At 41.9% G+C, this 24,582-nt stretch carries 19 protein-coding genes, 1 tRNA gene and 1 pseudogene; 13 read left to right on the top strand and 8 right to left on the bottom strand.

What is annotated here, in order from left to right; genetic code table 11:
- The first annotated feature begins 115 nt into the window (after nt 1-115).
- Entirely contained in the window at nt 116-658 is a 543-nt protein-coding gene (locus AY607_RS01165) for an adenine phosphoribosyltransferase (RefSeq protein ID WP_064095666.1), read from the top strand.
- 40 nt (nt 659-698) lie between these two features.
- Here the strand turns inward: AY607_RS01165 and AY607_RS01160 are convergent, their stop codons facing one another.
- The gene (locus AY607_RS01160; RefSeq protein ID WP_064095665.1) at nt 699-1,193 is read right to left on the bottom strand and encodes a YqiA/YcfP family alpha/beta fold hydrolase; all 495 of its coding nucleotides are present in this window, start codon (nt 1,191-1,193) and stop codon (nt 699-701) included.
- 388 nt (nt 1,194-1,581) lie between these two features.
- Between AY607_RS01160 and lysS the strand changes: the two genes are divergently transcribed.
- The gene (lysS, locus tag AY607_RS01155; RefSeq protein ID WP_064095664.1) at nt 1,582-3,111 is read left to right on the top strand and encodes a lysine--tRNA ligase; all 1,530 of its coding nucleotides are present in this window, start codon (nt 1,582-1,584) and stop codon (nt 3,109-3,111) included.
- Nucleotides 3,112-3,258: 147 nt separating this feature from the next.
- Nucleotides 3,259-4,710, top strand: a pseudogene (locus tag AY607_RS01150) (capsule assembly Wzi family protein).
- Between the two features lie 345 nt (nt 4,711-5,055).
- On the opposite strand, the gene trpS reads toward AY607_RS01150, so the two are convergent.
- Nucleotides 5,056-6,069, bottom strand: coding sequence for a tryptophan--tRNA ligase (gene trpS / locus AY607_RS01145; RefSeq protein WP_064095663.1), 1,014 nt, complete (start codon nt 6,067-6,069; stop codon nt 5,056-5,058).
- Nucleotides 6,070-6,258: 189 nt separating this feature from the next.
- Here trpS and AY607_RS01140 point away from each other — a divergent pair, with 189 nt between their 5' ends.
- Together AY607_RS01140 and AY607_RS01135 are read left to right on the top strand one after the other, a co-directional pair.
- Nucleotides 6,259-7,185, top strand: coding sequence for a DUF808 domain-containing protein (locus AY607_RS01140; protein WP_064101493.1), 927 nt, complete (start codon nt 6,259-6,261; stop codon nt 7,183-7,185).
- A gap of 48 nt (nt 7,186-7,233) precedes the next feature.
- Nucleotides 7,234-8,139, top strand: a complete 906-nt coding sequence (locus AY607_RS01135; RefSeq protein WP_064101492.1) for a neutral zinc metallopeptidase — start codon at nt 7,234-7,236, stop codon at nt 8,137-8,139.
- Between the two features lie 39 nt (nt 8,140-8,178).
- Here the strand turns inward: AY607_RS01135 and AY607_RS01130 are convergent, their stop codons facing one another.
- Nucleotides 8,179-8,733: a hypothetical protein gene (locus tag AY607_RS01130; RefSeq protein WP_064101491.1), complete on the bottom strand. Its 555-nt coding sequence runs from the start codon at nt 8,731-8,733 to the stop codon at nt 8,179-8,181.
- Between the two features lie 216 nt (nt 8,734-8,949).
- Between AY607_RS01130 and AY607_RS01125 the strand changes: the two genes are divergently transcribed.
- Nucleotides 8,950-10,449 (top strand): cation:proton antiporter, encoded by a 1,500-nt coding sequence (locus tag AY607_RS01125; RefSeq protein WP_064101490.1) that lies wholly within the window; start codon nt 8,950-8,952, stop codon nt 10,447-10,449.
- A gap of 193 nt (nt 10,450-10,642) precedes the next feature.
- Nucleotides 10,643-10,945 (top strand): MGMT family protein, encoded by a 303-nt coding sequence (locus AY607_RS01120; protein ID WP_064101562.1) that lies wholly within the window; start codon nt 10,643-10,645, stop codon nt 10,943-10,945.
- A 55-nt stretch (nt 10,946-11,000) separates the two neighbouring features.
- Here AY607_RS01120 and AY607_RS01115 read toward each other — a convergent pair whose 3' ends face one another.
- Together AY607_RS01115 and AY607_RS01110 are read right to left on the bottom strand one after the other, a co-directional pair.
- Nucleotides 11,001-11,441: a universal stress protein gene (locus AY607_RS01115; RefSeq protein WP_064101489.1), complete on the bottom strand. Its 441-nt coding sequence runs from the start codon at nt 11,439-11,441 to the stop codon at nt 11,001-11,003.
- A 240-nt stretch (nt 11,442-11,681) separates the two neighbouring features.
- Complete coding sequence (locus AY607_RS01110; protein ID WP_064101488.1) at nt 11,682-12,086, bottom strand: hypothetical protein; 405 nt, start codon at nt 12,084-12,086, stop codon at nt 11,682-11,684.
- Between the two features lie 174 nt (nt 12,087-12,260).
- Here AY607_RS01110 and AY607_RS01105 point away from each other — a divergent pair.
- Nucleotides 12,261-12,337 (top strand) — tRNA-Met (locus tag AY607_RS01105).
- A 220-nt stretch (nt 12,338-12,557) separates the two neighbouring features.
- On the opposite strand, the gene AY607_RS01100 is transcribed toward AY607_RS01105, so the two are convergent.
- The 3 genes from AY607_RS01100 to gltA form a co-directional block, all read right to left on the bottom strand.
- Nucleotides 12,558-14,183: an NAD+ synthase gene (locus AY607_RS01100; protein WP_064101487.1), complete on the bottom strand. Its 1,626-nt coding sequence runs from the start codon at nt 14,181-14,183 to the stop codon at nt 12,558-12,560.
- A gap of 383 nt (nt 14,184-14,566) precedes the next feature.
- Nucleotides 14,567-15,061, bottom strand: a complete 495-nt coding sequence (locus AY607_RS01095; RefSeq protein WP_064101486.1) for a hypothetical protein — start codon at nt 15,059-15,061, stop codon at nt 14,567-14,569.
- A gap of 149 nt (nt 15,062-15,210) precedes the next feature.
- On the bottom strand, nt 15,211-16,485 hold the full coding sequence (gltA, locus tag AY607_RS01090; RefSeq protein WP_064095640.1) for a citrate synthase: 1,275 nt from the start codon (nt 16,483-16,485) through the stop codon (nt 15,211-15,213).
- Nucleotides 16,486-17,491: 1,006 nt separating this feature from the next.
- Here gltA and sdhC point away from each other — a divergent pair.
- From sdhC to AY607_RS01060, 5 genes are all read left to right on the top strand, one after another.
- Nucleotides 17,492-17,890 (top strand): succinate dehydrogenase, cytochrome b556 subunit, encoded by a 399-nt coding sequence (sdhC, locus tag AY607_RS01085; protein WP_081406340.1) that lies wholly within the window; start codon nt 17,492-17,494, stop codon nt 17,888-17,890.
- Complete coding sequence (sdhD, locus tag AY607_RS01080; RefSeq protein ID WP_064095638.1) at nt 17,890-18,255, top strand: succinate dehydrogenase, hydrophobic membrane anchor protein; 366 nt, start codon at nt 17,890-17,892, stop codon at nt 18,253-18,255. Before sdhC ends, sdhD begins: the two co-directional genes overlap by 1 nt.
- A 12-nt stretch (nt 18,256-18,267) precedes the next feature.
- Nucleotides 18,268-20,166 (top strand): FAD-binding protein, encoded by a 1,899-nt coding sequence (locus AY607_RS01075; protein ID WP_064101485.1) that lies wholly within the window; start codon nt 18,268-18,270, stop codon nt 20,164-20,166.
- Nucleotides 20,167-20,180: 14 nt separating this feature from the next.
- Nucleotides 20,181-20,891, top strand: coding sequence for a succinate dehydrogenase iron-sulfur subunit (locus tag AY607_RS01070; RefSeq protein WP_064095636.1), 711 nt, complete (start codon nt 20,181-20,183; stop codon nt 20,889-20,891).
- A gap of 852 nt (nt 20,892-21,743) precedes the next feature.
- On the top strand, nt 21,744-24,566 hold the full coding sequence (locus AY607_RS01060) for a 2-oxoglutarate dehydrogenase E1 component (protein WP_064101561.1): 2,823 nt from the start codon (nt 21,744-21,746) through the stop codon (nt 24,564-24,566).
- The last annotated feature ends 16 nt before the right edge of the window (nt 24,567-24,582 follow it).

The following is a 24,582-nucleotide window of genomic DNA, read 5'->3' as shown; positions in this document are numbered from 1 at the left end:
AATAAAATCAAATAGTTGTTATTAAGTAACGGGTTTTTATTATACAGCTTGGCTTGTCCACGTACCTCAAATAAGTTTAAAATTCTTATATTCCTTTTCTTTTTTAAGATCTCCCATGAGCAATTTGTCTACTTCTTTGTGGTCTCACATTCGTACGGTCCAAGATTTTCCAAAACCTGGAATTTGCTTCTATGATTTGACACCACTTTTCATGAGCAATATTGGTCCATTGACTGATGCCTTGATTGCTAGCATTCCTGCTGACAAATTGGCAGAAGTAGAAAGCTTTATTGCGGTTGAAGCACGTGGTTTTGTCTTGGCAAGTTTGTTAGCGCAACGTACAGGTAAAGGCTTATTGCTGGTTCGTAAAGCAGGGAAATTACCACCTCCAGTGGTCGGTGTTGGTTATAGCCTGGAATATGGTCTGGATCGTTTAGAAATGTCTGCGGAAGTTCAATCCCAAAAAGTAATTATTGTGGATGACGTTCTGGCAACTGGTGGAACTCTAAAAGCGGTTCATGAACTGGCTCAAAAATGCCAGCATGAAGTTCTAGGTGCAAGTATCTTCCTTGATCTTCCTGACCTGCATATGGAATTAGGCATGGAGATCTGGTCAGTACTGGATGATAAATCCCAGCCTGAAGCTGCAGTAGCCTAAGCTTAAAGCATATAAAGAAGCCCCGGACATTGGGGCTTTTTTATTGTCGGATAAAATGATATTCGATTTCCTGAATCAGCTCGTTCACCTGTTCCGGGTGCTCCAGACGATGATGTCCGCCATCAATAGCATGAATCTGCATATAATCTTCCAGCTGAGCTTGTACAGCATGCATATCCAGAATTTCATCGCCTAATTCCAGATAAGCCATTTGCGGAATATCGTGCTGCAAATCACTGTCGCAAATTGCAGGATAGTCATCACGAAAATTGGGTTGCAGACTGGGATTTGCAATGACGCATGGAATCTGATGGGCATGGGACATTTTCAATGCCCAATAGCCGCCCAGACTGTGTCCGACCAGAATATCCGGTTTGATGGTTTCAATCGTCTCGTGATAAAACTCGGCAACCGAACTATAGCTCAGATTTCGGTAATCGACATCGATACAGTATTTAGGGGCTATATCGATGGCATGGAACTTGGTGGATTCTTTCGAGGAATCTAAGCCATGTAAAAACAAAATCTTAGACATAGTTTATTACTCATTTTTATGAGACATGCCATATTGCTTATTTGTGGATGGGCATGCCTTCTTCAATCTGAACATCATTGTAGAACGTCTAGCTGTACAAGACAGTTAGCTATTGGTCTAAGCCGCCGTTTCACATTCCAATAATTTTATGTAAAACCTCTTTGCTTTGGACTTTAATCGTAGTTGAGAGCAGCCGAATGCTGCAAAAAATTGGGCAAAAGAAATTTAACAGGGTGGCAGATGGATGCAACTGAATTGCAAAAAGAAGGGGATAGTAGATATTTCCAAAGAAAAGCCGGTTCGTGGAAGGGTTTGCGCTACGATTTGGGAACGATTTCTGCTATTCTATGCAACTTCTATTTTTTAACTAATCTTATTCGAGGCAGAGATGACGCAAACTAACGCTCAATCGACTTCTGAACAAATCATTTCCGAAAACGATTTAATTGCACAGCGTCATGCCAAGTTAAAGCAAATCGAAGCTCAGGCACAAGAAACAGGTAAGAGCCCATGGCCGAATACCTTTAAGCGTGAGCATTATGCCCAGGATTTACAAGACCAGTTCGCTGATAAATCTAAAGAAGAAATTGAAGCAGGCGAAAAAGTCTACGTTAAAGTTGCCGGTCGTGTGATGTTGAACCGTGGTTCATTTATCGTGATCCAGGACATGACCGGTCGTATTCAGCTTTATGTGGCGCGTAAAGAACTCCCAGAAGATGTACTTGCTACCATTAAAGGTCTGGACCTAGGCGATATCATCGCAGTGGAAGGTTATATCGGTCGTTCGGGTAAAGGCGATCTGTATGTACATATCGAGCATTTTGAATTATTGACCAAATCATTGCGTCCGCTTCCAGACAAGTTCCATGGCCTGAACGATACTGAAGTAAAGTATCGTAAACGTTATCTTGATCTAATCGTCAATGAAGAAACGCGTAAGACTTTTGAAATTCGTGCCAAAGTTGTGGCAGGTATCCGTGCCTTCCTGACTGAAAAACGCTATATGGAAGTTGAAACGCCAATGATGCATGTGATTCCAGGCGGTGCATCTGCGCGTCCTTTCGAAACACATCATAATGCATTAGATATGCCATTGTTCTTGCGTATTGCGCCAGAGCTTTATTTAAAACGTTTGGTAGTCGGTGGTTTTGAACGTGTGTTTGAAATTAACCGTAACTTCCGTAACGAAGGTGTTTCTACCCGTCATAACCCTGAATTCACCATGATTGAATTCTATCAGGCTTATGCAGATTACAAAGACTTGATGGAATTGACCGAGCAAATGCTGGAGCGTCTGGCGATTGATATCTTGGGCACCACTGACGTGCCTTATGGTGATGAAGTGTATAGCTTCAAAGGTCCATTCAAGAAAATTTCAATGTTTGATGCGATTCTTGAAAATAACCCACAATTTACTCCTGAAAATGTCAATGACCGTGAGTTCCTGGCAAAATTCCTTCAGGAAGAATTGAAAGAGCAGGTGAAGCCAGGTTTTGGTCTGGGCAAACTGCAAACGATGGTATTTGAAGAAACCGTAGAAACCAAATTGCGTCAGCCGACGTTCATTACTGAATATCCAGCGGAAACCTCTCCATTGGCGCGCCGTAATGATCATAATCCGCACATTACTGACCGTTTTGAATTCTTCATCGGCGGTCGTGAACTGGCCAATGGCTTCTCGGAGTTAAATGATCCAATCGATCAGGCTGAACGTTTCCAGGCACAGGTTGCTGAAAAAGATGCTGGTGATGATGAAGCCATGCATTACGATGCAGACTTTGTCGAAGCACTAGAATACGGTCTTCCTCCAACTGCAGGTGAGGGTATCGGTATTGACCGTCTGGTGATGATTTTTGCCAATGCAGCAAGTATCCGTGATGTGATCCTGTTTCCGCATATGCGTCATAAAAATGCTTAAGTGCTGAATACAAAATAACCCACCATCGTGTGGGTTATTTTTTTATAGAAATATTTGAAAAATGATTAAAAAATAAACAATTTAGTTATTGAAAATTAATATGAACATGACTAGGGTAGAATAAAAATAATAATGAAAAATTAGTTTATGTTATTTAAAAAAAAATTATTAAAAATATTGCTGAGTACATTTACTTTTCCTGCTTTTGCTCAGGGTCTGGTTCTAAATGATGCAAATTTGCGTACTGACCTGAACTGGTTAAACCAGCAAGGGGTTATTCAAATCAGTACCTCAACCTGGCCGCTGAGTGGGGATGAAATTTAACGAGCCTTATCAAATGCGCAGATCAGCAATACTGTGCAGCAGCGTGTGATCGATTCAGTTCTGGCTAAACTAAAGGCAGATAATCAACAGCTAAAATTGGGTTTATTTGCAGAAACCGATCAAAAAGATATTCCACAGGCTTTCGGGGATCAGCAAAAAGCACAATATCAGGCAGCTTTAGAGTTTAATGCTGGCAGTACGAATTGGGATGCTAAAATCAGGGTGAATGCTGAAAAAGATCCATAAATTGATAATGATCAGAATGTAAATCTTGAAGGCTCTTATCTAGCAGGGAAACTTTGGAATCAATGGCTGATTGGTGGGCAGATTCCAACTTACTGGGGCCCAGGCCATGATGGTAGCTTGATTCGTGGTGATGCTAGTCGTCCGGTCTATGGCTTTACAGTTCAACGTGCAGAACAGACAGCATTTGAAAATAAATGGTTATCTTGGATTGGGTCGTGGCAGTATCAGGCTTTTGCAGGTCAACTCGATGACTATTACGCAGTTCCAGACGCCAAATTGATTGGTTTGCGTGTTACAGCACAGCCTTTACCTTATTTAGAGCTCGGTGCCTCGCGTGCGATTCAGTGGGGTGGTGAGGGTCGACCTGAAAGTTTAAGTTCGCTATGGGATGCTTTTGTAGGCAGTAAAGATAATGGGGGTACAGGTGAACCTGACCCGTCTAACCAGATTGCCGGCTTCGATGCGCGGTTAAATTTATTTTCTCTTACCCAAATTCCGGTAGGTCTATATGCTCAATATGTGGGAGAGGACGAGGCTGGCCGCTTACCTGCAAAAAAAATGTATTTGGCTGGAATCGACTATTCTGCTAGTTTGAAAAATATGCCATACCAAGTTTATGCAGAATGGGCAGATACGCGGACTAATGGCAAGGTTCAAGGGATTTCTTATAATCATACGAATTATACAGATGGTTTTTATCAGCATGGTTATCCTCTGGCACATGCTCTGGGGGGAGATGCGCAGATGATTTCCGTGGGTGGGGATATTCGTATTGATTTTATGAACCGCTTATCAGGTCGTATACTTTTGGCTGAGGTGAATCAATCAGAACGTGCTGCTGTTAATAATGCTGCTTTTGCTTTTAATGATGAGATTAAAGCATTGGATTTGAACTGGTCGCATTATATCCGTCCCGACATGCCACTCAAATTCAATGTCTGGGTGAGTAATTCCGAGGTGAATGGCCAAGATGGGGGAGCCTCACTTGGAATCGAAATTCCTTTAGAGAAAGGGCTGTTTAAATACTAATTTTAGATACTGAAAAGTCCTGCGACTGAGTAGGCTTTTTTATTTTTATAGGTTTACTAAATTCAAGACAAAAAAAACGCAATGATTGGGGTTGTCATTGCGTAGAAAAAGGAACGTCTTTCAAACTACTTCATTAACTGTGGAGAGAGTTAAATCTGATTCCTTACTGAATATGATCATAATAGGATGCATTCTCATATGACTCATCAGTATTCATGTTAATACATGTTAAATAAGGTTAAAACTATGGAGATTATGTGGGGATATTTGCATTATTACTGCGCATTTTCAGCTTAAATAAAAAAGCTCTTCATCAGAAGAGCTTTTAAAAGCAATTTTTTATATTTAAAAATGGAATACGCCGAGACCAGATTTAACTTCATCCAGTGTTGCTTGGGTAATATCGCGACATTTATCAGTTCCGGTTTTCAGAATGTCCATGATGTAGTCTGGATCTTTAGCCAGTTCAATACGACGCTCACGAATTGGACCAATCAATTCTTTAAGAATGCCTTCCAGACGTTTTTTTACCGTACCATCACCTAAACCGCCACGACGATAATGGGCTTTGAGTTCTTCCAGCTCTTCTTTATTTGGATCAAAAGCATCTAGATAAGTAAATACTACATTGCCTTCTACCTGCCCCGGATCTTCAATGCGCAGATGATTCGGATCGGTATACATGGCGTTTACCGCTTTCTTGATATCTTTATCTGTCGCATCCAGCACAATGGTATTACCCAAAGATTTCGACATTTTTGCTTTACCATCGAAACCAGGCAGGCGCCCAACATTGGAAAGAAGTGCCTTACATTCTGGTAACAGGTCATGACCAATTTGACGGTTTAAACGACGTACAATTTCGTTGGTCTGTTCGATCATTGGAATCTGATCTTCACCCACAGGAACCACAGTGGCCTTGAAGGCTGTGATGTCAGCAGCCTGAGCCACTGGATAGCACAAGAAGCCAGCTGGAATATCACGTTCGAAACCACGCATCTGGATTTCAGACTTGATGGTCGGGTTGCGCTCAAGACGTGAAACTGTCACGAAGTTGAGGTAAAGCATGGTCAATTCATTCAGTGCAGGAAGGCAAGACTGAACACAAATTGTGGTTTTAGTCGGGTCAATACCCACAGCCAGATAATCCGTTGCCACTTCAATAATGTTACGGCGGACCTTTTCAAAATTGTCCGCGTTATCGGTTAAGGCTTGAGCATCCGCAAGTAACAAGTGTTGATGATGGGAATCTTGCAGACCTACACGAGAACGTAATGAACCCACAAAGTGGCCGAGGTGGAGTTGTCCGGTAGGACGGTCGCCCGTCAAGATCACTGGACGATTATCTTGATTACTCATTATCTATTCCAAAGGGTAGTCAGTACTACAGCTGTATTTTAACGAATGGCAACATTGTACGGCATTCTGTTTTTGATTGTCAGCCAGAAAAAAAGCTGTAGTAAAAAAATCTTATAAATTAAACAAGTGAATACAATATTTTTAAGAATTTTGATTAAAATAAGCTGAAATACGATAAGGATAATAAGTATGGCGAGCAGTTTATTACTATTATTAGATGATATTGCTACTGTTCTGGATGATGTCGCTGTCATGAGCAAAATGGCAGCAAAAAAAACAGCAGGCGTCCTCGGTGATGATCTGGCATTGAATGCCCAGCAAGTCAGTGGTGTACGCTCCGAGCGTGAACTGCCTGTCGTGTGGGGAGTCGCCAAAGGATCTTTTGTTAACAAGCTGATTCTTGTTCCTCTAGCCTTACTGATTAGTGTCGTCGCTCCATGGCTTATCAATCCTCTGCTGATGATTGGTGGCTTGTTTCTGTGTTATGAAGGGGTGGAAAAAGTACTGCATAGCCTGAAGCATAAAAAAGTGAAAACTGAAGAAGCAGCTGAAATCGAATTCAATACAATTGAAACCGATTTAGCTCAATTTGAAAAAGAAAAAATTAAAGGTGCAATCCGGACAGATTTTATTCTGTCGGCTGAAATTGTGGTGATTTCATTAGGCACAGTAGCAACAGCAGCTTTTGGTACTAAAGTCATGGTACTTTCACTGATTGCTATTGTAATGACCGTTGGTGTGTATGGATTTGTAGCCATGATTGTCAAAATTGATGATCTGGGACTGTATCTTACTGAGCAGGCCTCGAGTTTCAAGCAGAGCATTGGACGTGGCTTGCTGGCTTTCGCTCCAAAATTAATGAAAACACTGACCATTGTGGGAACACTTGCCATGTTTTTGGTGGGCGGTGGGATTATTGCCCATACTATTCCGTGGTTTCATCATTTAACTGAAGATTCTGTTGATCATATACAGCATATTCCCAATGTTGGAAATATTATTGGTGCGGTTACTCCCACTTTAATTAATCTGGTCATTGGTTTTGTTGCGGGCCTCGTGGTATTGCTTGTAGTCGCAATGATCCAAAAGATTTGGCCTAAATCATCAAAAGCTTAAGATGCAGAAATATCTGGAAATTGAGCAGATTAAAAGAAGGAAAAGGCTATGCGTTGGAAAGGTCGTCGTGTCAGTAGCAATGTAGAAGACCGTCGCGGTGGCGGTGCCAAAGCAGGCGGAATCAGTATTATCGGATTAATTGTTGCCTTTGTGGCCTGGAAGTTTTTTGGCGTTGATCCACAACAAACCTATCAAACTACCAAACAGGTAACTCAGGGTATCTCGGGTGCAACAGAAACCCGTGGACTGGAAAATCCCACCCCGGAGCAGCAGGAATCGATTGAGTTTGTCGGAACCGTATTGGCGGATACTGAAGATACCTGGAATCAGGTTTTCCAGCAGCAGTTAAACCAGCAGTATGTTCCTCCGAAACTGGTGCTGTTTAATGGCATCGTGAATTCGGGTTGTGGTACGGCTCAGGCGGCGATGGGCCCTTTCTATTGTCCGGCAGACCAGAAAGTCTATATTGATACTGCATTCTTTAAAGATATGCGTACCCAGATGGGCATTAGCGGAGAACAGAATGCCACCGAACTCTCGCGCAATGATCAGGCTGGAGACTTTGCCTTGGCCTATGTTGTGGCCCATGAAGTGGGTCATCATATCCAGACGATTTTAGGTATTTCTTCCCAGGTACAACAGGCACGCCAGCAGGCAAGTGAAGTACAGAGTAACCAGCTTTCAGTACGTCAGGAATTACAGGCAGACTGTCTGGCCGGAGTCTGGGCCTACCATAATCATCAGCGAACCCAGTTTCTAGAACAGGGTGATGTGCAGGAAGCCATGGATGCTGCACATAAAATTGGTGATGACTATTTACAGAAACGTGCGCGCGGACAGGTGGTACCGGACAGCTTTACTCATGGCAGCAGCGCACAGCGAGTACATTGGTTTAATACTGGCTTGCAATCCGGTCAGATTGCGAATTGCGATACCTTTAATCAAAATATTTAGCTCATTTGCTTATAAAAAAGGAGCTTTAGGCTCCTTTTTTTATTTATACAGAAAATGTCGGAAATTTCTTAATATTTTGATACTGACAAATAACGCAGCCAAAGCAAACAGGGTAATTGCAAAGACCGTATATTTCAGGTTGCTGATGTCATTCTGATAAAACTGCTGAATATCCTGTTTGGAATATTTAAGGGTAGTTTCTTTACCGGTCCGGCTGTCTCTAAACTGGATTTTTTCAATATAAAACAGGTTTCCTGCTTTAATGAGGTCAATGCTCTGGATTTGGCGGGTATGCGATTGATTATAATCATCGCTGCATAAAGTGCTGTAATGCTCACAGTTGATTTTGGCCACATACCCATTTCCCGCTATCAGAATGAAAATAGCATTGTCCGGTCGCTGGTTATTAGATACCAGAACATACTGTTCGCTAGCGGTACTTTTCAAGGGAATGCTGGTTGCCTGCTGATAATGCTGTTCTGCTTGCAGAATTTCCTGAATTTTAGCGAAGCTGGTAAAACATAAGGACAATGTGACCAGAAAAATCACACTTGCAAAACAGAGGCGGAAAATGATTTTGACAGTTTGATGCATGGGAGAAAAATTCAAAATAGAAAGGTGAGGAAAGCAAAAGCCAAGTGCTGATCTGTATGTTAAATCATCATTCGGAAATACTGAAAAGAAACTTAACTCAATTCGATAAAAAGAGGATTAAACTTGTTTTGTCAGAATACGCTGCTATTCAAACCTCTATTTTAACAACGCCGCTCTGCGCATAGTGCTCCATCTCGCCCGATTTTAGGAAACCGAATGGGAAATTTCTTTTTTCTTCAGCTACTCACAGTCGTCTTTGCCTTGTCCATTGCCACAACCATGTTTAATAAGCGTGTGTTGGGCTTTCCACAAGCGATCGGTGTTCCGATTGTCTCGGCAATTTTTGTTTTTATTTTGCAGTGGGGTGCCAGTTTACTGCATGGCAATCCATTCTTTAGCATCAATATTGACAATATCGAGCAGGCTGTTCGTCATGTGGATTTTTATGATTTTCTGATCAATGGCGTAATCTGTTTTATTCTGACCTCATCTGCACTGAAGTTTAAGGTCTCGGATTTGCGTAACCACTGGCGGCCCATCAGTATTCTGGCGGGCCTGGCTTTGGTGTTTTGTGCGGTATTCTTTGGTGTGGCCTTATATGGTTATCAATTCCTGATTGGTAAGCATGTCGACCTGCTGGTTTTACTGTTGCTCGGTGCGGCTTTGGGTGCCACAGACCCGATCGGTATTAAAGGGGTATTGAGTTCGGTTCGCGCACCGCATCATCTGATTGTCAAGCTGGAAGGCGAATCACTATTTAATGATGCGATGTGTATCGCCCTATTTATGACCTTGCTCAATGTTCTGCAAGGTGAAAACTTTACAGTCTTGGGGGTGCTGCAAACCCTGCTTTATGAGATTGTGGTGGCAGTGCTGATCGGTCTGGGATTTGGTTTTGGAATCTTGCGGATTCTGCGCGGCAAACATGAAATGGAATCGCTTATTCTGACCACAGCCTTGCTGGCCTGCGGTTCATATCTGGTGGCATTACTGGCCCATGCTTCAGCGCCAATTGCTTGTGTAATTGGTGGATTGATTGTCGGTAATAAATGGAAAGAAATCCTGGCTGATGCTGAAATCGGTGATGTTAATCATTTCTGGCATACCGTTGAAGGAATTATTAATTCATTCCTGTTTACCCTGATTGGTCTGGAATTGTTTATTCTAGACTTGAGTACCAGCCTGGTTCTGGGCGGAATGGTGGCTTTTGTGATCCTACATCTGGCCCGTTTTGCAGCCAACTATCTGGCCTTTGCCATGTTTCCAAAAGTCAGCAAGAAAAGCTATAACGGTAGTTTAACCATCCTGTCTTGGGGCGGAGTACGGGGCGGGATTTCCCTGGCACTCATTTTAGCTGTAGCCAATGTTCCACAACTGGAAGCCTATAGCAGTATTCTGGTGGGCTATACCTTTATTGTGGTGCTATTGTCTGGTGTGGTATGTGGCTTGGGCTTACCTGCAGTGATGAATGCCTTTTACTATAATCCCAATGAAGAAACTGAGGGCTTCAAAGGCTGGTATCAACGCATGTGCCACAAGCTGAACCGTAAGGGCTTTCGCTATATTGTCGGGGAAGATACCAAAGGAAATGAAACCATCACCGTCTTTCAGCCTGATATCATGATTGATCAAAAAGATGAAGATGGCGTCGCTACGGTGCATCATCCAGATAAGGTTCAGGAAGTCAAACGGTTAGAAAACCCGGACAACTTCTAAATATAAGATCAATGATATCAAAATACTATGGGGTTTTTTGTTTAGGCAAAGAATCGAACAAGCCTAAATCAGTATAAGCAGGCTTGATCATTCTCAGAGAGTTTTGTAAGGAGACAGGTATATTTTCATTTAAACGGGTTATTAAAACATGCCAGTGATCAAAACAACTTCAGCCAGTCAGGAAATGGCAGAGATGATTTTGGCTGTGGTGAATCAGATTCCGTATGCCAAAGTCGCTACTTATGGACAGATTGCCAGACTGGCAGGTTTGCCTAAACATGCACGCTTGGTCGGACGAGTATTAAGCCATTTAGAACCTGATAGCGATATTCCCGGGTATCGGGTCATCAATGCTCAGGCGAAAATCAGTCTGAAGCAACTGGATCAACATGGCCACAATATCCAGCAGCAAAAACTCATGCAGGAAGGAGTTGTTCTAAGAGGTGAGCGTGTGGATTTAAAACGCTATCAATGGAATGGTCAGATTGAAATATAAAACCCCCACTTTTTGAGAAGTGGAGGTCTGTATAAATGGAAATTTATAAGATTATTTACTTGCGAATCACCATGACTGGAATGTCCGCCTGTCCAAGAATACTTTGCGCTACGCTACCAAGGAACAGTTTTTTGAAGCCAGTACGGCCATGGGAACCGATTACAATCAGATCAGCATTTAAATCTTTTGCGGCTGCCAGAATCTCACTGTGAATCACTTGACCTTCAAGCAGCTGTGTATCCACTTCAATACCTGACGCAGAGAATTTTGCTTTGGCTTCATCCAAGGTTTTTAAGATTGAAGTGCGGGCACGTTCAATCAGGTCATTGGTCTGTGCCGCAGAGATATATTCTGCAGCGATATAAGGATCCAGTGCCAGCACCTGAACGACTGTTACTTTACTGTTGAATGCTTTGGCAATTTCTACTGCTTTATCTACTGCAGCATAAGATGTTTCTGAACCGTCGATGGGTACTAAAATATGTTCAAAAGGCATTAGAATTCTCCTGAGAAGAAGTAAGAGTTATAAATTGTGACGCGTTGAACTGGAATACGAATAATTGTTTATACTTTGATCATAGCCTGTATTTTATAAAAATAAAACCAAGTAAATACATAGGTATAAGATCTAATAGATTGAAGAGTAAAGCATCTGCTAACAGTGCTTTAATCGGATTATTGATGGAATCTAAGTGAATCATTTATATGTAAAAAATCAGCTTACCCAAAATTGCGGTCAGTCACATTGAATAGAGGCGGGGTCTAGTTTTATTTGCGGTGACAGCTGTTCATAGCGATTTAAAATGGTTTGGGTTTCATCTGCATAAATTTGCTGCTGCAGCTGCCGGATTTTATGTTCTGTCACATACAAACGTGCACAATGTAAGGCGATCTGATTTTCTCGGGTCACTTCCAGTCGTTGAGTTTGCTCATATTCCGGATAGCGTTTGATTTTCTGCTGTGCTCTGCTGAGTTGTGCCAAAGAACGTTTCTGCTGCATGCTCATCAGTTGCTGCTGGTTAATCCACTGTGCGACATCGCGTCTGACGCCATTGTAATCTACAAAAATCGGGGAAATGATCTGACAGGCACTGAGACATGAAAGTCCAGTTACTGAAATAAGTATTTTGATTTTATGCATTTGATGAATCCTATAAGCAATAAATAGTGTTATGAATACGTGAATTACCTACTAAAAAAGCTTTATTGTTTATATTTTAAAAGTTTATTGGGTATTTGCATAAAGTCTGAACATTTGTGTTCTAAAATGCTTGACGATACACGCTTAAATTACGATAATGCGCACACAGTTTACGGCTATGTAGCTCAGTTGGTTAGAGCACCGCACTCATAATGCGGGGGTCACAAGTTCAAGTCTCGTCATAGCCACCATTTTTAAAGACCAAGCTCTCAGCTTGGTCTCTTTTTTTGTCTATAGAAAAGCATTGCAAAGAAAATCATAAATAATACTTGAAGTATCTACTAATTTTGCACATGTTCTCAACATATCAGTTTTATTTGATGTGAGATATGATCTTGAATCTTTAGTACGGCATAAAAAATCGTCCCAGCACTCGCTGGAACGATTTTAATTTATCTCATCGAAACAGACTTAGTTTCCTGCTTTCCAGCCATTGACGAGTGGATAGCGGCGTTCACGACCAAAAGACCGTGAACTGATACGCGGACCAATTGCTCCTTGGCGACGCTTGTATTCATTGGTATCAACCAGACGAATCACTTTCTTCACCACTTCAGCATCAAAGCCTTTAGCAATAATATCGTCCTGACTCATATCTTCTTCAATATAAGAATACAAGATCGCATCCAGAATGTCGTAGGCAGGTAAAGAGTCTTGGTCGACCTGATCTGGGCGCAATTCTGCTGAAGGCGGACGTGTAATGACACGTTCTGGAATTACTGGCGTTTCTGAAATGCTGTTACGGTATTTCGCCAATTCGAACACAATAGTTTTATACACGTCTTTCAGAACAGCATAACCACCCACCATGTCGCCATACAGGGTGCAATAACCTACAGAAATTTCGGATTTATTGCCAGTTGCCAGCACCAGGTTACCAAATTTGTTGGACAGAGCCATCAATAAAGTACCACGCGAGCGTGCTTGCAGGTTTTCCTCGGTCGCATCGACTGGAGCATTACCAAAGAATGGGAACAGCACCTGCATAAAGCCGTTTACCACTGGATTGATTTCGGCAATACCGAAAGTCACGCCCATATTTTTGGCCTGAGCAGCTGCATCTTCCACACTGATTTGTGCGGTATAAGTATAAGGCATCATCACAGCTTGAACTTTATCTGCACCAAGTGCATCTACGGCAATTGCCAGAGTCAGGGCAGAGTCAATACCGCCAGACAGCCCTAGAATTACACCAGGAAAGCCGGAGCGCTGTACATAATCACGTGTTGCCATGACCAGGCTTTGATAAATCTCAGCCATGGTGTCTAAGGCAGGAGTGATGCTACCTGTCTTGAATTGAAGCTTTTCAGCATCATACTCGGCAATCGCCAGTTTTTCCTGAAAGCTGGGGGCCCGTACAGCTACCTCACCAGATTTGTTCAGCACAAAGCTGGTACCATCAAAGATCAAATCATCCTGTCCACAAACTTGGTTACAGTACACCAGATTGATATTCAGCTGCTTGACTAAGGCCGCCATGGTTTCAATACGATGTTGGGGCTTACCTACTTCATATGGAGAGGCATTGAGTACCAAAGCGGTGTCAACATTCAATTTAGCCAGTTGCTGAACGGTCGCTAAAGACCAGACATCTTCACAGATCAGTATGCCAAATTTGTGTCCGAGATACTCAAAAACCAGGTGCTGATGACCTTCGCCAAAATAGCGCTTTTCATCGAATACCCCATAATTTGGCAGCACTTGCTTGTTATAGATCCCCAGCACTTCGCCATCTTTCATGACAGCAGCTGAGTTATAACGCTGACCATCTTCGGTTTGATTGACAAAACCAAAGACCATGACAATATCTTTTACTTCAGTCAGTTTTTCAAAAGCCGCCTTGGTACGTTTCACCAGACTTGGGCGAATTAATAAATCTTCTGCAGGGTAGCCCAGTGTTGAAAGCTCAGGAAAGATGATCAGATCCGCTTTATCTTCTTTGGCCTGACTGGCCAACTCAATCATTCTTTGCGCATTTGCATCCAGATTGCCGACATGTGGAGAGAATTGAGCAATCGCAATTTTAAAACTTTTCATCCAATTAAATCCTATTCCTATAGGTTAATACACTAAATTACTGATTTTTATTATTCTAATTATCCAGTTAAGTGCACTTCGATATTCATAAAATGCCAAATGGCTAAAATAAAAAACTTTTTATCGCATGATTACTGAATCTTAATGTGCGAAGTAAAATAATCATACTGGCTTATTTTATCGAAATTTTATCGATAAGCTAGACTTGACTTAGCAAGAAGAGACATCGAATGGGAAAGTAATGATATAAAATTACAAAATATGCTGATGTTTTATACATGTATACATATACAGAAGTAAAGACTTAAGCGGGAATAAGGGATTTTAAAATATGTGCTTTTGATTTTTCTTCAAATTAAAGTAATTAAATATCATCTGCTTATTTAGGGATTTAAAATTATATTCGGGATTCTTTTTAAGAAAATATCTCGTGCAATATCACCTTGTTGTTCAATATTGTAGTGTGAAAATGATTTGTTGGGATTAAATTGATATTTGTAAGGATTATATTTTCTCAAGCTTAAAAAATAAGCACTTTGAAGGAGCGCGCCTTTTAAAACCACATTAATCTTCTGTTGGTATTGATAAATATGCGTCATCTCATGAATGAATAATGCCTGATATGCCAAGCTTTCATGTGAATAGTCTTCTCGATAATTTAAATTGCGTGCATGAATATAGCCGCTAGGTGCCATAATGACATGTCTGGATTGCCAAGGAAGGTAGGGGTGGTTCATGACTTTGACTGTTGAATAGTCAATCAGGTTGCCAAATACCTGTTGGCAGATGCTGATTTCACCAGGGGTTAGGCTGCGACATTTGAATTGTTCAAAACGGACAAGCTTCAGAATGAAAGGTAGAGCAGCATAAAACAACATCAAGTACAAATCCTGTTCGAATTTTAATCTATGAATTTGGTTTAGATTTATTCATTTTAAAAGATATTAAATAACCTAAGTGTAGGATTTTGTCAGTAATAAAAAACCACCCTAAAGGGTGGTTTTTCTGTCTTCCAACGTCGTTCGAATTAACGAGCGATATCGCGTTGAACTTCGCCAGTATAAAGCTGACGAGGACGACCGATCTTGTAAGGACCGCTGTGCATTTCTAGCCAGTGGCTGATCCAGCCAACAGTACGTGCAAGCGCAAAGATCACAGTAAACATTTCTGTTGGGATACCAATCGCTTTAAGAATGATACCTGAGTAGAAGTCTACGTTCGGGTAAAGGTTACGTTTGATGAAGTATTCGTCAGAAAGCGCGATACGTTCAAGTTCCATAGCCAATGCAAGCTGTGGATCATTGATGCCAAGCGCACCAAGAACTTCGTCGCAAGTTTCTTTCATTACTTTCGCACGTGGATCGAAGTTTTTGTAAACGCGGTGACCGAAGCCCATCAGTTTAACTTCTTTGGTCTTCACTTTTTCCATGAAGCCAGCAACGTTTTCTACAGTGCCGATTTCGTCCAGCATCTTAAGAACAGCTTCGTTCGCGCCGCCGTGAGCAGGGCCCCAAAGTGCAGAAATACCAGCTGCGATACATGCATACGGGTTCGCACCGGTAGAACCAGCTAAACGTACTGTAGATGTAGACGCATTTTGTTCATGGTCAGCATGCAGCGTGAAGATACGGTCCATTGCTTTTGCAAGAATTGGATCAACTTTGTAATCACGGTCTGCAGGAGTTGCGAACATCATGTGAAGGAAGTTTTCAGCATAGTTCAAGTCGTTACGTGGGTAAACGAACGGTTGACCTATCGTGTACTTGTAGCTCCAAGCCGCCAGTGTTGGAATCTTCGCGATTAAACGAATCGCGGTGATTTCACGGTGGTTTACATCTTCAATGTCAAGGTTGTTGTGATAGAACGCAGATAACGCACCAACCACACCCACCATGATCGCCATAGGATGCGCGTCACGACGGAAACCATTGTAGAAACGGCTAACTTGATCGTGAACCATCGTATGGTTACGTACTTTAGCGTCAAATTCTTCTTTTTGTTCAGCAGTTGGAAGTTCACCATTTAACAGTAAATAGCAAGTTTCCAGGTAATCTGCTTTAGTCGCTAACTGGTCGATTGGGTAGCCACGGTGTAAAAGAACACCTTTGTTACCGTCGATGAACGTGATTTTAGATTCGCACGCCGCTGTCGCCATAAAACCAGGATCAAAAGTAAAGTGACCTGCAGCCAACACATCTTTAACGTCGATTACATCTGGGCCCAATGTGCCGCTGTAAATTGGTAGTTCAATTTCTTTGCCATCAAGCTGTAAAACGGCTTTCTTGCCAGTTGCTTCAGACATTCAATAGATCTCCTGTCCTGGTGAATGTATATCCGGTTTGCCTATCAATTTTTTAATGCACAAAACGGACGGATCAAAAATTTGCTATAAGATTAGTGAGTACTGAAATTTTGTCAATTATACTTATGGATGAAAAATGACAGTCGCACAGCAATTTAGTCAGATCTGTTCAGTATAAAAAGTTCAGTAAAATCACAGCATCAAACCTCTATAATAAGTCAAATTAATGCCTAGGTGCAGAAAAAAATAGATTGTCTGGGGTATTTGTAAGCGTTTTTTTCTTATAAGAAATCGAGATAAAAGCTGTCAGAAGTTAAAGCCAATATGCTTAAAACTATATAAATCTCATAACTTACATCGTTTTTATCATCCAAAACGTCACATTCGGAATTATAAATAAAAGCAATTAATTGGATTTTTAGTTCTGTTTAATTGATTAAAAAATAGCTTAATAAATGGCCAGTTTTATAGCAGAAGGGCGTGGTATAAAAATAAATAAATGATTTTTTGAATCCAAATAGCCTAAATCGATTGAAAAAACCATCGTAATGAATATTAAGTGGCTATTTAACAACGAGATATCTTCATGATTGATCTGCTTTTTATGGAGGGCAATTGGTCTGTAGAATATAGGCAATTGATTTTAATCTGATTTAAAAAGAGATTTAAATAATATTTGTGTTTGAACTGTGCGTCTTTAGTCTAAAACGAGCACATGAGTCTTTAGGTTGAAAGTAGATTAAATTAATCAAATTAATTTTTTAAAAACAACCATATAGATAAGATTAAGTAGGACTGGGAGGGTAGAGAGATTTAAATTTTTGATGTTAATGATTCTTATTTAATGGCTTTTTCTCCAAAAAGCCAAATTCCGCCGTTTGTATTTTGATAGTTGACGTTTTATAATTCAGTGTCGTTTTGATTTTAGGTAATGAATTTGCCTAAAAATGCCAGCTTTCCTTCGAATTAATTCCAACAAACTCCGGATGGAGTTTTTACTTACAGGATGCCCGCTGTGAAAAGCAACAGACCTGTCAATTTGTCCATGGGTCAAGTTTTAGAAGTAAACTTAAAATCACCCGTGGCTATTGCATCAATTCTACACCGTCTTTCAGGTGTTATCGTATTTTTACTCGTACCGGTCCTTCTATGGCTCTTAGACAAGTCATTGTCTTCGCCTGAAGGTTTTGCGCAAGTTCAAGAAATCATGAGTGGTTTCATTGTTCGTTTCATTGTATGGGTATTTGTCGCCGGCTTGATTTTTCACTTCATCGCTGGTGTTAAGCATTTACTTGCTGACATGGGTGTTGCTGAAGAACTAGAAAGTGGCCGTGTTGCATCTACTATCGCATTAATCTTGTCTGCAATTGGTATTGTTGCAGCATTTGTATGGATCGTACTCTAATGAAAAGCGCTACTGGTTTAACAGGTTCAGGTTCTCGCGATTGGTTTCTCCAACGTATCAGTGCTGTAGTTCTAGCTGTTTATACCGTTGTTGTACTGGGTTGGATTCTCCTAAATGGCGGTTTCAACTTTGAACAATGGTACGGCTTTATGATGACAGTTCCAATGAAGATCATGTCTTTATTGGCGGTCTTATCTCTTGTTGCACACGCATGGATCGGCATGTGGCAGGTATTCACTGATTATGTGACTACTCGTCAAATGGGTCCTTCAGCTTCAGGTTTACGCCTTGTACTGACTTCAGCAGTGATCATTGCTGTACTTGCATATGCAATCTGGGCCATCCAGATTTTTTGGGCGAATTGATAGGAAACAATCATGGGCGCTATAAACCCTAAAGAAGATTACACAAATATTCCACACGAAACTTTCGATGCTGTCATCGTTGGTGGTGGTGGTTCAGGTATGCGTGCGTCTTACCAACTTGCTCAAGCTGGTTTGAAAGTTGCGGTTCTGACTAAAGTATTTCCAACCCGTTCACACACTGTTGCTGCGCAGGGTGGTATTGGTGCATCTCTTGGTAATATGCAAGAAGATAACTGGCACTACCACTTTTATGACACCGTTAAAGGTTCGGACTGGTTAGGTGATCAAGACGCGATCGAGTTTATGACTCGCGAAGCGCCACAAGTTGTATATGAACTTGAACACCTGGGTATGCCATTCGACCGTAATGCTGATGGTACAATTTACCAACGTCCGTTTGGTGGTCACTCAGCAAACTACGGTGAAAAAGCAGTTCCACGTGCATGTGCTGCTGCCGACCGTACAGGTCACGCACTTCTTCACACGCTTTATCAAAGCAACGTGAAAATGGGTACTCAATTCTTCGTAGAATGGATCGCGCTTGATTTGATCCGTAACGAAAAAGGCGATGTACTTGGTGTGACTGCAATTGACCAGGAAACAGGTAAAATTGCGGTATTTCAGGCGAAAGCAACATTATTCGCTACAGGCGGTGCGGGTCGTGTTTACCGTGCATCTACAAACGCATATATCAACACTGGTGACGGTCTTGGTATGGCAGCTCGTGCAGGCATTCCATTGCAAGATATGGAATTCTGGCAATTCCACCCTACGGGTGTTGCGGGCGCAGGCGTATTGTTAACCGAAGGTTGTCGTGGTGAAGGTGCAATCCTTCGTAACAAAGACGGCGAACCGTTCATGGAACGTTATGCTCCAACTTTGAAAGACTTGGCTCCTCGTGACTTCGTATCGCGTTCTATGGACCAGGAAATCAAAGAAGGTCGGGGTTGTGGTCCTAAAGGCGATTACATCCTGCTTGATATGACGCATTTGGGTGCGGATACGATCATGAAACGTCTGCCATCTGTATTTGAGATTGGCAAGAAATTCGCGAACGTTGACATTACTAAAGAGCCAATTCCAGTAGTACCAACAATCCATTACCAAATGGGTGGTATTCCGACGAATATTCATGGTCAGGTTGTTGTTCCTGAAACTCGCGAGACTGAAGCGCTTGTTGCTCACTACGACAAAGAAAATGATGTTTACTCAACAAATCAAGAAGGTCGTGACTTCACTAAACCAGTGAAAGGCTTCTATGCAATTGGTGAGTGTTCATGTGTATCTGTACACGGTGCAAACCGTCTAGGTACAAACTCATTACTTGACCTGGTTGTATTTGGCAAGGCTGCTGGTCAGCACATCATTGATTACGTGACTAAACATCACGGTGATGAATACGAACCACTGCCTACTACTGTACTTCAACAAACTGTTGAGCGCGTTCGTAAACTTGACGAATCGACCTCAGGTGAGAATGCACAGGAAGTTGCTGATGCAATTCGTGACATTGTTCAAGATCACGCTGGTGTATTCCGTACATCTGCACTGCTTGAAGAAGGTGTAAAACAGATTCTTGCAATTGAACCGCGTGTACGCAACATTCACTTGAAAGACAAATCTAAAGTATTCAATACAGCACGTATTGAAGCACTTGAAGTTGAAAACCTGTATGAAGTTGCTAAAGCAACGCTTATTTCAGCTGCAGCGCGTAAAGAATGCCGTGGTGCGCATACGGTTGTAGACTTTGAAGAGTCTCCAGACCATCCTGCTTACCCATACGGTCGTCGTGATGATGAGTGGATGAAACATACTCTTTGGTTCTCTGCAGACAACCATCTAGAGTACAAGCCAGTTCGTTACCGTCCATTGTCGGTTGATGCGATTCCACCTAAACCACGTACATTCTAATCAGGAGAATTCAGATGAGTAGAGGTACTCGTACATTTCATATCTACCGCTATGATCCTGATAAGGATAAAGCACCGTACATGCAAACTTTTAAGCTGGAACTGACTGATAAGCACCGTATGTTGCTTGATGCGCTTCTTGCATTGAAAGTACAGGACGAAACTTTAACGTTCCGTCGTTCATGTCGTGAAGGGATCTGTGGTTCTGATGGTGTGAACATCAATGGTAAAAACGGTTTGGCGTGTCTTTGGAACCTGAACGATTTACCAAATGAAATTACTGTTCGTCCATTGCCTGGTCTTCCTGTGATTAAAGATCTGGTGGTTGACATGAACCAGTTCTACGATCAGTACAACAAGATCCATCCGTTCTTGATCAACAATCAGCCTGCACCTCCTAAAGAGCGTTTACAGTCTCCGGAAGAGCGTGAGCATCTTGATGGTCTTTACGAATGTATTCTATGTGCATGCTGTTCAACTTCATGCCCATCATTCTGGTGGAACCCGGACAAGTTCTTGGGTCCTTCAGCATTGTTGAATGCTTACCGCTTCATCATTGACTCGCGTGATACTGGAACACAAGAGCGTTTGGCTCGTCTTGACGACCCGTTCTCATTGTTCCGTTGTAAAGGCATCATGAACTGTGTATCTGTATGTCCGAAAGGTTTGAACCCTACTAAAGCAATCGGTCACATCCGTAATATGCTTTTAGATATGGCTGGCTAATAGGCTGCTTCTGTGGTTTGAAAAAAGCACACCTGAGGGTGTGCTTTTTTATGCAAATTATTCAAGAAAAAATAATCAATCATAAGATAAAAATAAGAAGACCATACTTAATATGTATAGAGTTGATTCAGGCAATTCGGGAATAAGGAAGATGTTGAACATCATTAACGGCGGACACTGGATTATTTGGGGGTATTTATGACTTTTAGAGCTAAAAATGAGCTGAAAAATAACAAGATCGGTGTAAAACTGACCTGAAAAATAACAAGAACGATGTTATTATATAACGGAAATTTGAAAAGGGAGTGGATTGAGAAGTTTGCTCTCTTTTTATTTATCGGAAATGCTTAGAACTTAAGTCTACATTGAATCTATTTTTAGGATAAAGCACCATATATTAGAGTAAAATATCTGAACTGTATTTAGCCAATTTATAGAAGGTATGTGTCAAAAAAATCAATTGAAAAGTGGAGAACATGGTAGCATTCAGCCCATGTATATCTTTAAAAAAAGCACTTTTAGGTACATTTTTTAAACACTGTAGAATCTGGGACTGGTATATAAAGATAGAACTGAGTCGCTTTAGAAAAAACTTTTGTTCATGCTTATTTTTTTCTAAGTCGATTTGCAAAAAATTGCCCGGTTTCGATCGGGTATTCGATGAGTGATGATACCGCTGAGGGGTGTTATTGTTCATTATACATATCAAGATTTTCTTGGTGTGGTGATAACGCCTCATGGCTTATGCCTTATGGGGGACTAGTATCATATTACCAATTTGATGCTAATAATCCTGGGTTTTGCTTAAAAAGCATCCTGAAAATGTTTTTGCAATAGGAAATGGGTCCACAAATGCAAGAAGTTGCTGACGCTCTGCGTCTTGACACTGAACTTTCCGCTGATAGTGCAGCGTACATTGAAGAACTTTATGAGCAGTATCTGACTGCTCCAGATTCAGTGGGTGCTGACTGGAGAGCGTACTTCGATAAATTCCCAAAAGGTGATCAACCACACAGTAATGTACGTGAGCAATTCCTGCTGCTAGGTCGCAATTCAAGCCGGATTCAGCCTGTTGTTCAGTCAACAGTCAGCTCAGAACATGAACGTCGTCAAATTGGCGTGTTACAGTTGATTGCTGCGTACCGTAATCGTGGCCACCAGAAGGCAAAACTGGATCCATTAGGTTTGGCAAAGCGTGAAGTTGTACCTGACCTTGATCTGGCTGCGCACGGTTTGACTCAGTCTGACCTGGATACTGTATTTAATACTGGTAATCTGGCGATTGGTAAAGAAGAAGCGACCCTGGCAGAAATTGTCGAAGCATTAGAATCTACCTACTGTCATACAGTAGGTTCTGAATACATGCACATCGTAGACACTAAAGAGAAACGTTGGATTCAACAACGTCTTGAAGGTGCGCGTGGTAAATTTAACTTCTCTGCAGATCAAAAGAAACATATCCTTGAGCGTTTGACTGCAGCCGAAGGTCTGGAAAAATATCTTGGTAATAAATTCGTTGGTGCCAAACGTTTCGGCGTTGAAGGCGGTGAAGCATTCATCCCGATGGTCAACGAAATCATTCAGCGTGCAGGTTCTGTAAGTTGTAAAGAAGTTGTGATCGGTATGCCTCACCGCGGCCGTTTAAACCTTCTTGTTAACATCATGGGTAAAAACCCGGCTGACCTGTTTGGTGAGTTCGAAGGTAAGTCTATTCACAAGAAAGGTTCTGGTGACGTTAAGTATCACCAAGGCTTCTCTTCAAACGTCATGACTCCGGGTGGCGAAGTTCACCTGGCATTGGCGTTTAACCCTTCACATCTGGAAATCGTTGGACCTGTAGTTGAAGGTTCAGTACGTGCACGTCAAGTACGTCGTAAAGACATTGGTGGCGATGATGTATTGCCATTAATCGTACACGGTGATGCTGCATTTGCCGGTCAGGGCGTCAACCAGGAAACTTTCCAGATGTCACAAACTCGCGGTTATACCGTGGGTGGTACGGTTCATATCGTGATCAATAACCAAGTGGGTTTCACCACTTCTGATCCACGTGATGCGCGTTCTACAGAATACTGTACTGACATCGCAAAAATGATTCAGGCGCCAATCTTCCATGTCAATGGTGATGATCCTGAAGCGGTGGTGTTCATTTCACAACTGGCACATGACTTCCGTCATACTTTCCGTAAAGATGTTGTGATTGACATGTTCTGCTACCGTCGCCGCGGTCATAACGAAGCAGATGAGCCGGCTGCAACTCAGCCAATGATGTATCAGGTGATTAACAAGAAAGCGACTACACGTACGCTTTATGCGGATCAATTGGTACAGCAGGGTATTCTTGATCGTGCAAGCGCAGATCAGATGGTAGAAAACTACCGTTCAGATCTTGAAGCGGGTAATCACGTTGCCAATGCACTGGTCCTTGAGCCGAACAAAAAAATGTTTGTGGACTGGACGCCTTATCTGGGTCATGAATATACTGACGAATGGGATACAACTTTCCCAATTGAACGTCTGAAAGAGCTGGGTGTAAAAATGCGTGAGCTTCCTGAAGGCTTCGTGATGCAGCGTCAAGTTGCAAAAGTAATTGATGACCGTCTGAAAATGCAAACAGGCGAAATGCCACTGAACTGGGGTGCTGCTGAAACTCTGGCGTATGCATCTGTACTAGATGAAGGTTACTTGCTTCGTTTAACAGGTGAAGATGTAGGCCGTGGTACCTTCTCGCATCGTCATGCGAAACTGCATAATCAGGTAGATGGTTCAACTTATATTCCACTTTGTCACATCAAAGAAAACCAGCCGCGTACTGCAATCTATGATTCTTTATTGTCAGAAATGGCGGTATTGGCATTTGAATATGGCTATGCGACCACTCTTCCAAAGAGCTTGATCATCTGGGAAGCACAATTTGGTGACTTTGCAAACTGTGCACAGGTTGTAATCGATCAGTTCATCTCATCTGGTGAAACCAAATGGGAACGTGTGTGTGGTCTGACCATGCTTCTTCCGCATGGTTTCGAAGGTCAGGGTCCAGAGCATTCATCTGCACGTTTGGAACGTTTCTTGCAGTTATGTGCTGAAGACAACATGCAAGTGATCACACCGACTACACCTGCACAGATTTTCCATGCATTACGTCGTCAAGCGATTCGTCCAATTCGTAAGCCGCTGATCGTTACTTCGCCGAAATCTTTACTTCGTCACAAGCTGGCTGTATCGAGCCTGGAAGAGCTGGCAAACGGCACATTCCAAACTGTGATCGATGAAGTAGATAACATCAACAAGTCAGAGGTAAACCGTCTGATTCTGTGTGGGGGTAAGGTGTATTACGATCTGATTGAAAAACGTCGTGAAAAAGAATTGAACAATACTGCTATTGTACGTATTGAACAATTATATCCATACCCAGAAAAACGCCTGGCAGAAGTTCTGGCTCAGTATCCAAACGTGAAAGATCTTGTTTGGGCACAAGAAGAACCGAAAAACCAAGGTGCTTGGTTGTTCATTGCACCGCGTCTTTATGATGATGTGATGAAAGCGGGTAAACAAGTACGTATTAGCTATGCCGGCCGTGAAGCTTCTGCTGCACCGGCATGTGGTTCACCATATTTGCATGCAAAACAACAAGCTCAGCTCATCAACGACGCGCTTGCGATCGATGCTGAATAATCCAGGAGATTCTAAG

This window comes from Acinetobacter sp. SFA (assembly GCF_001647535.1).
In the GTDB taxonomy this organism is placed as follows: Bacteria; Pseudomonadota; Gammaproteobacteria; order Pseudomonadales; family Moraxellaceae; genus Acinetobacter; species Acinetobacter pecorum.
The sequence above is the reverse complement of the archived record's forward strand: the minus strand, read 5'-3'. Positions and strand labels throughout refer to the sequence as shown.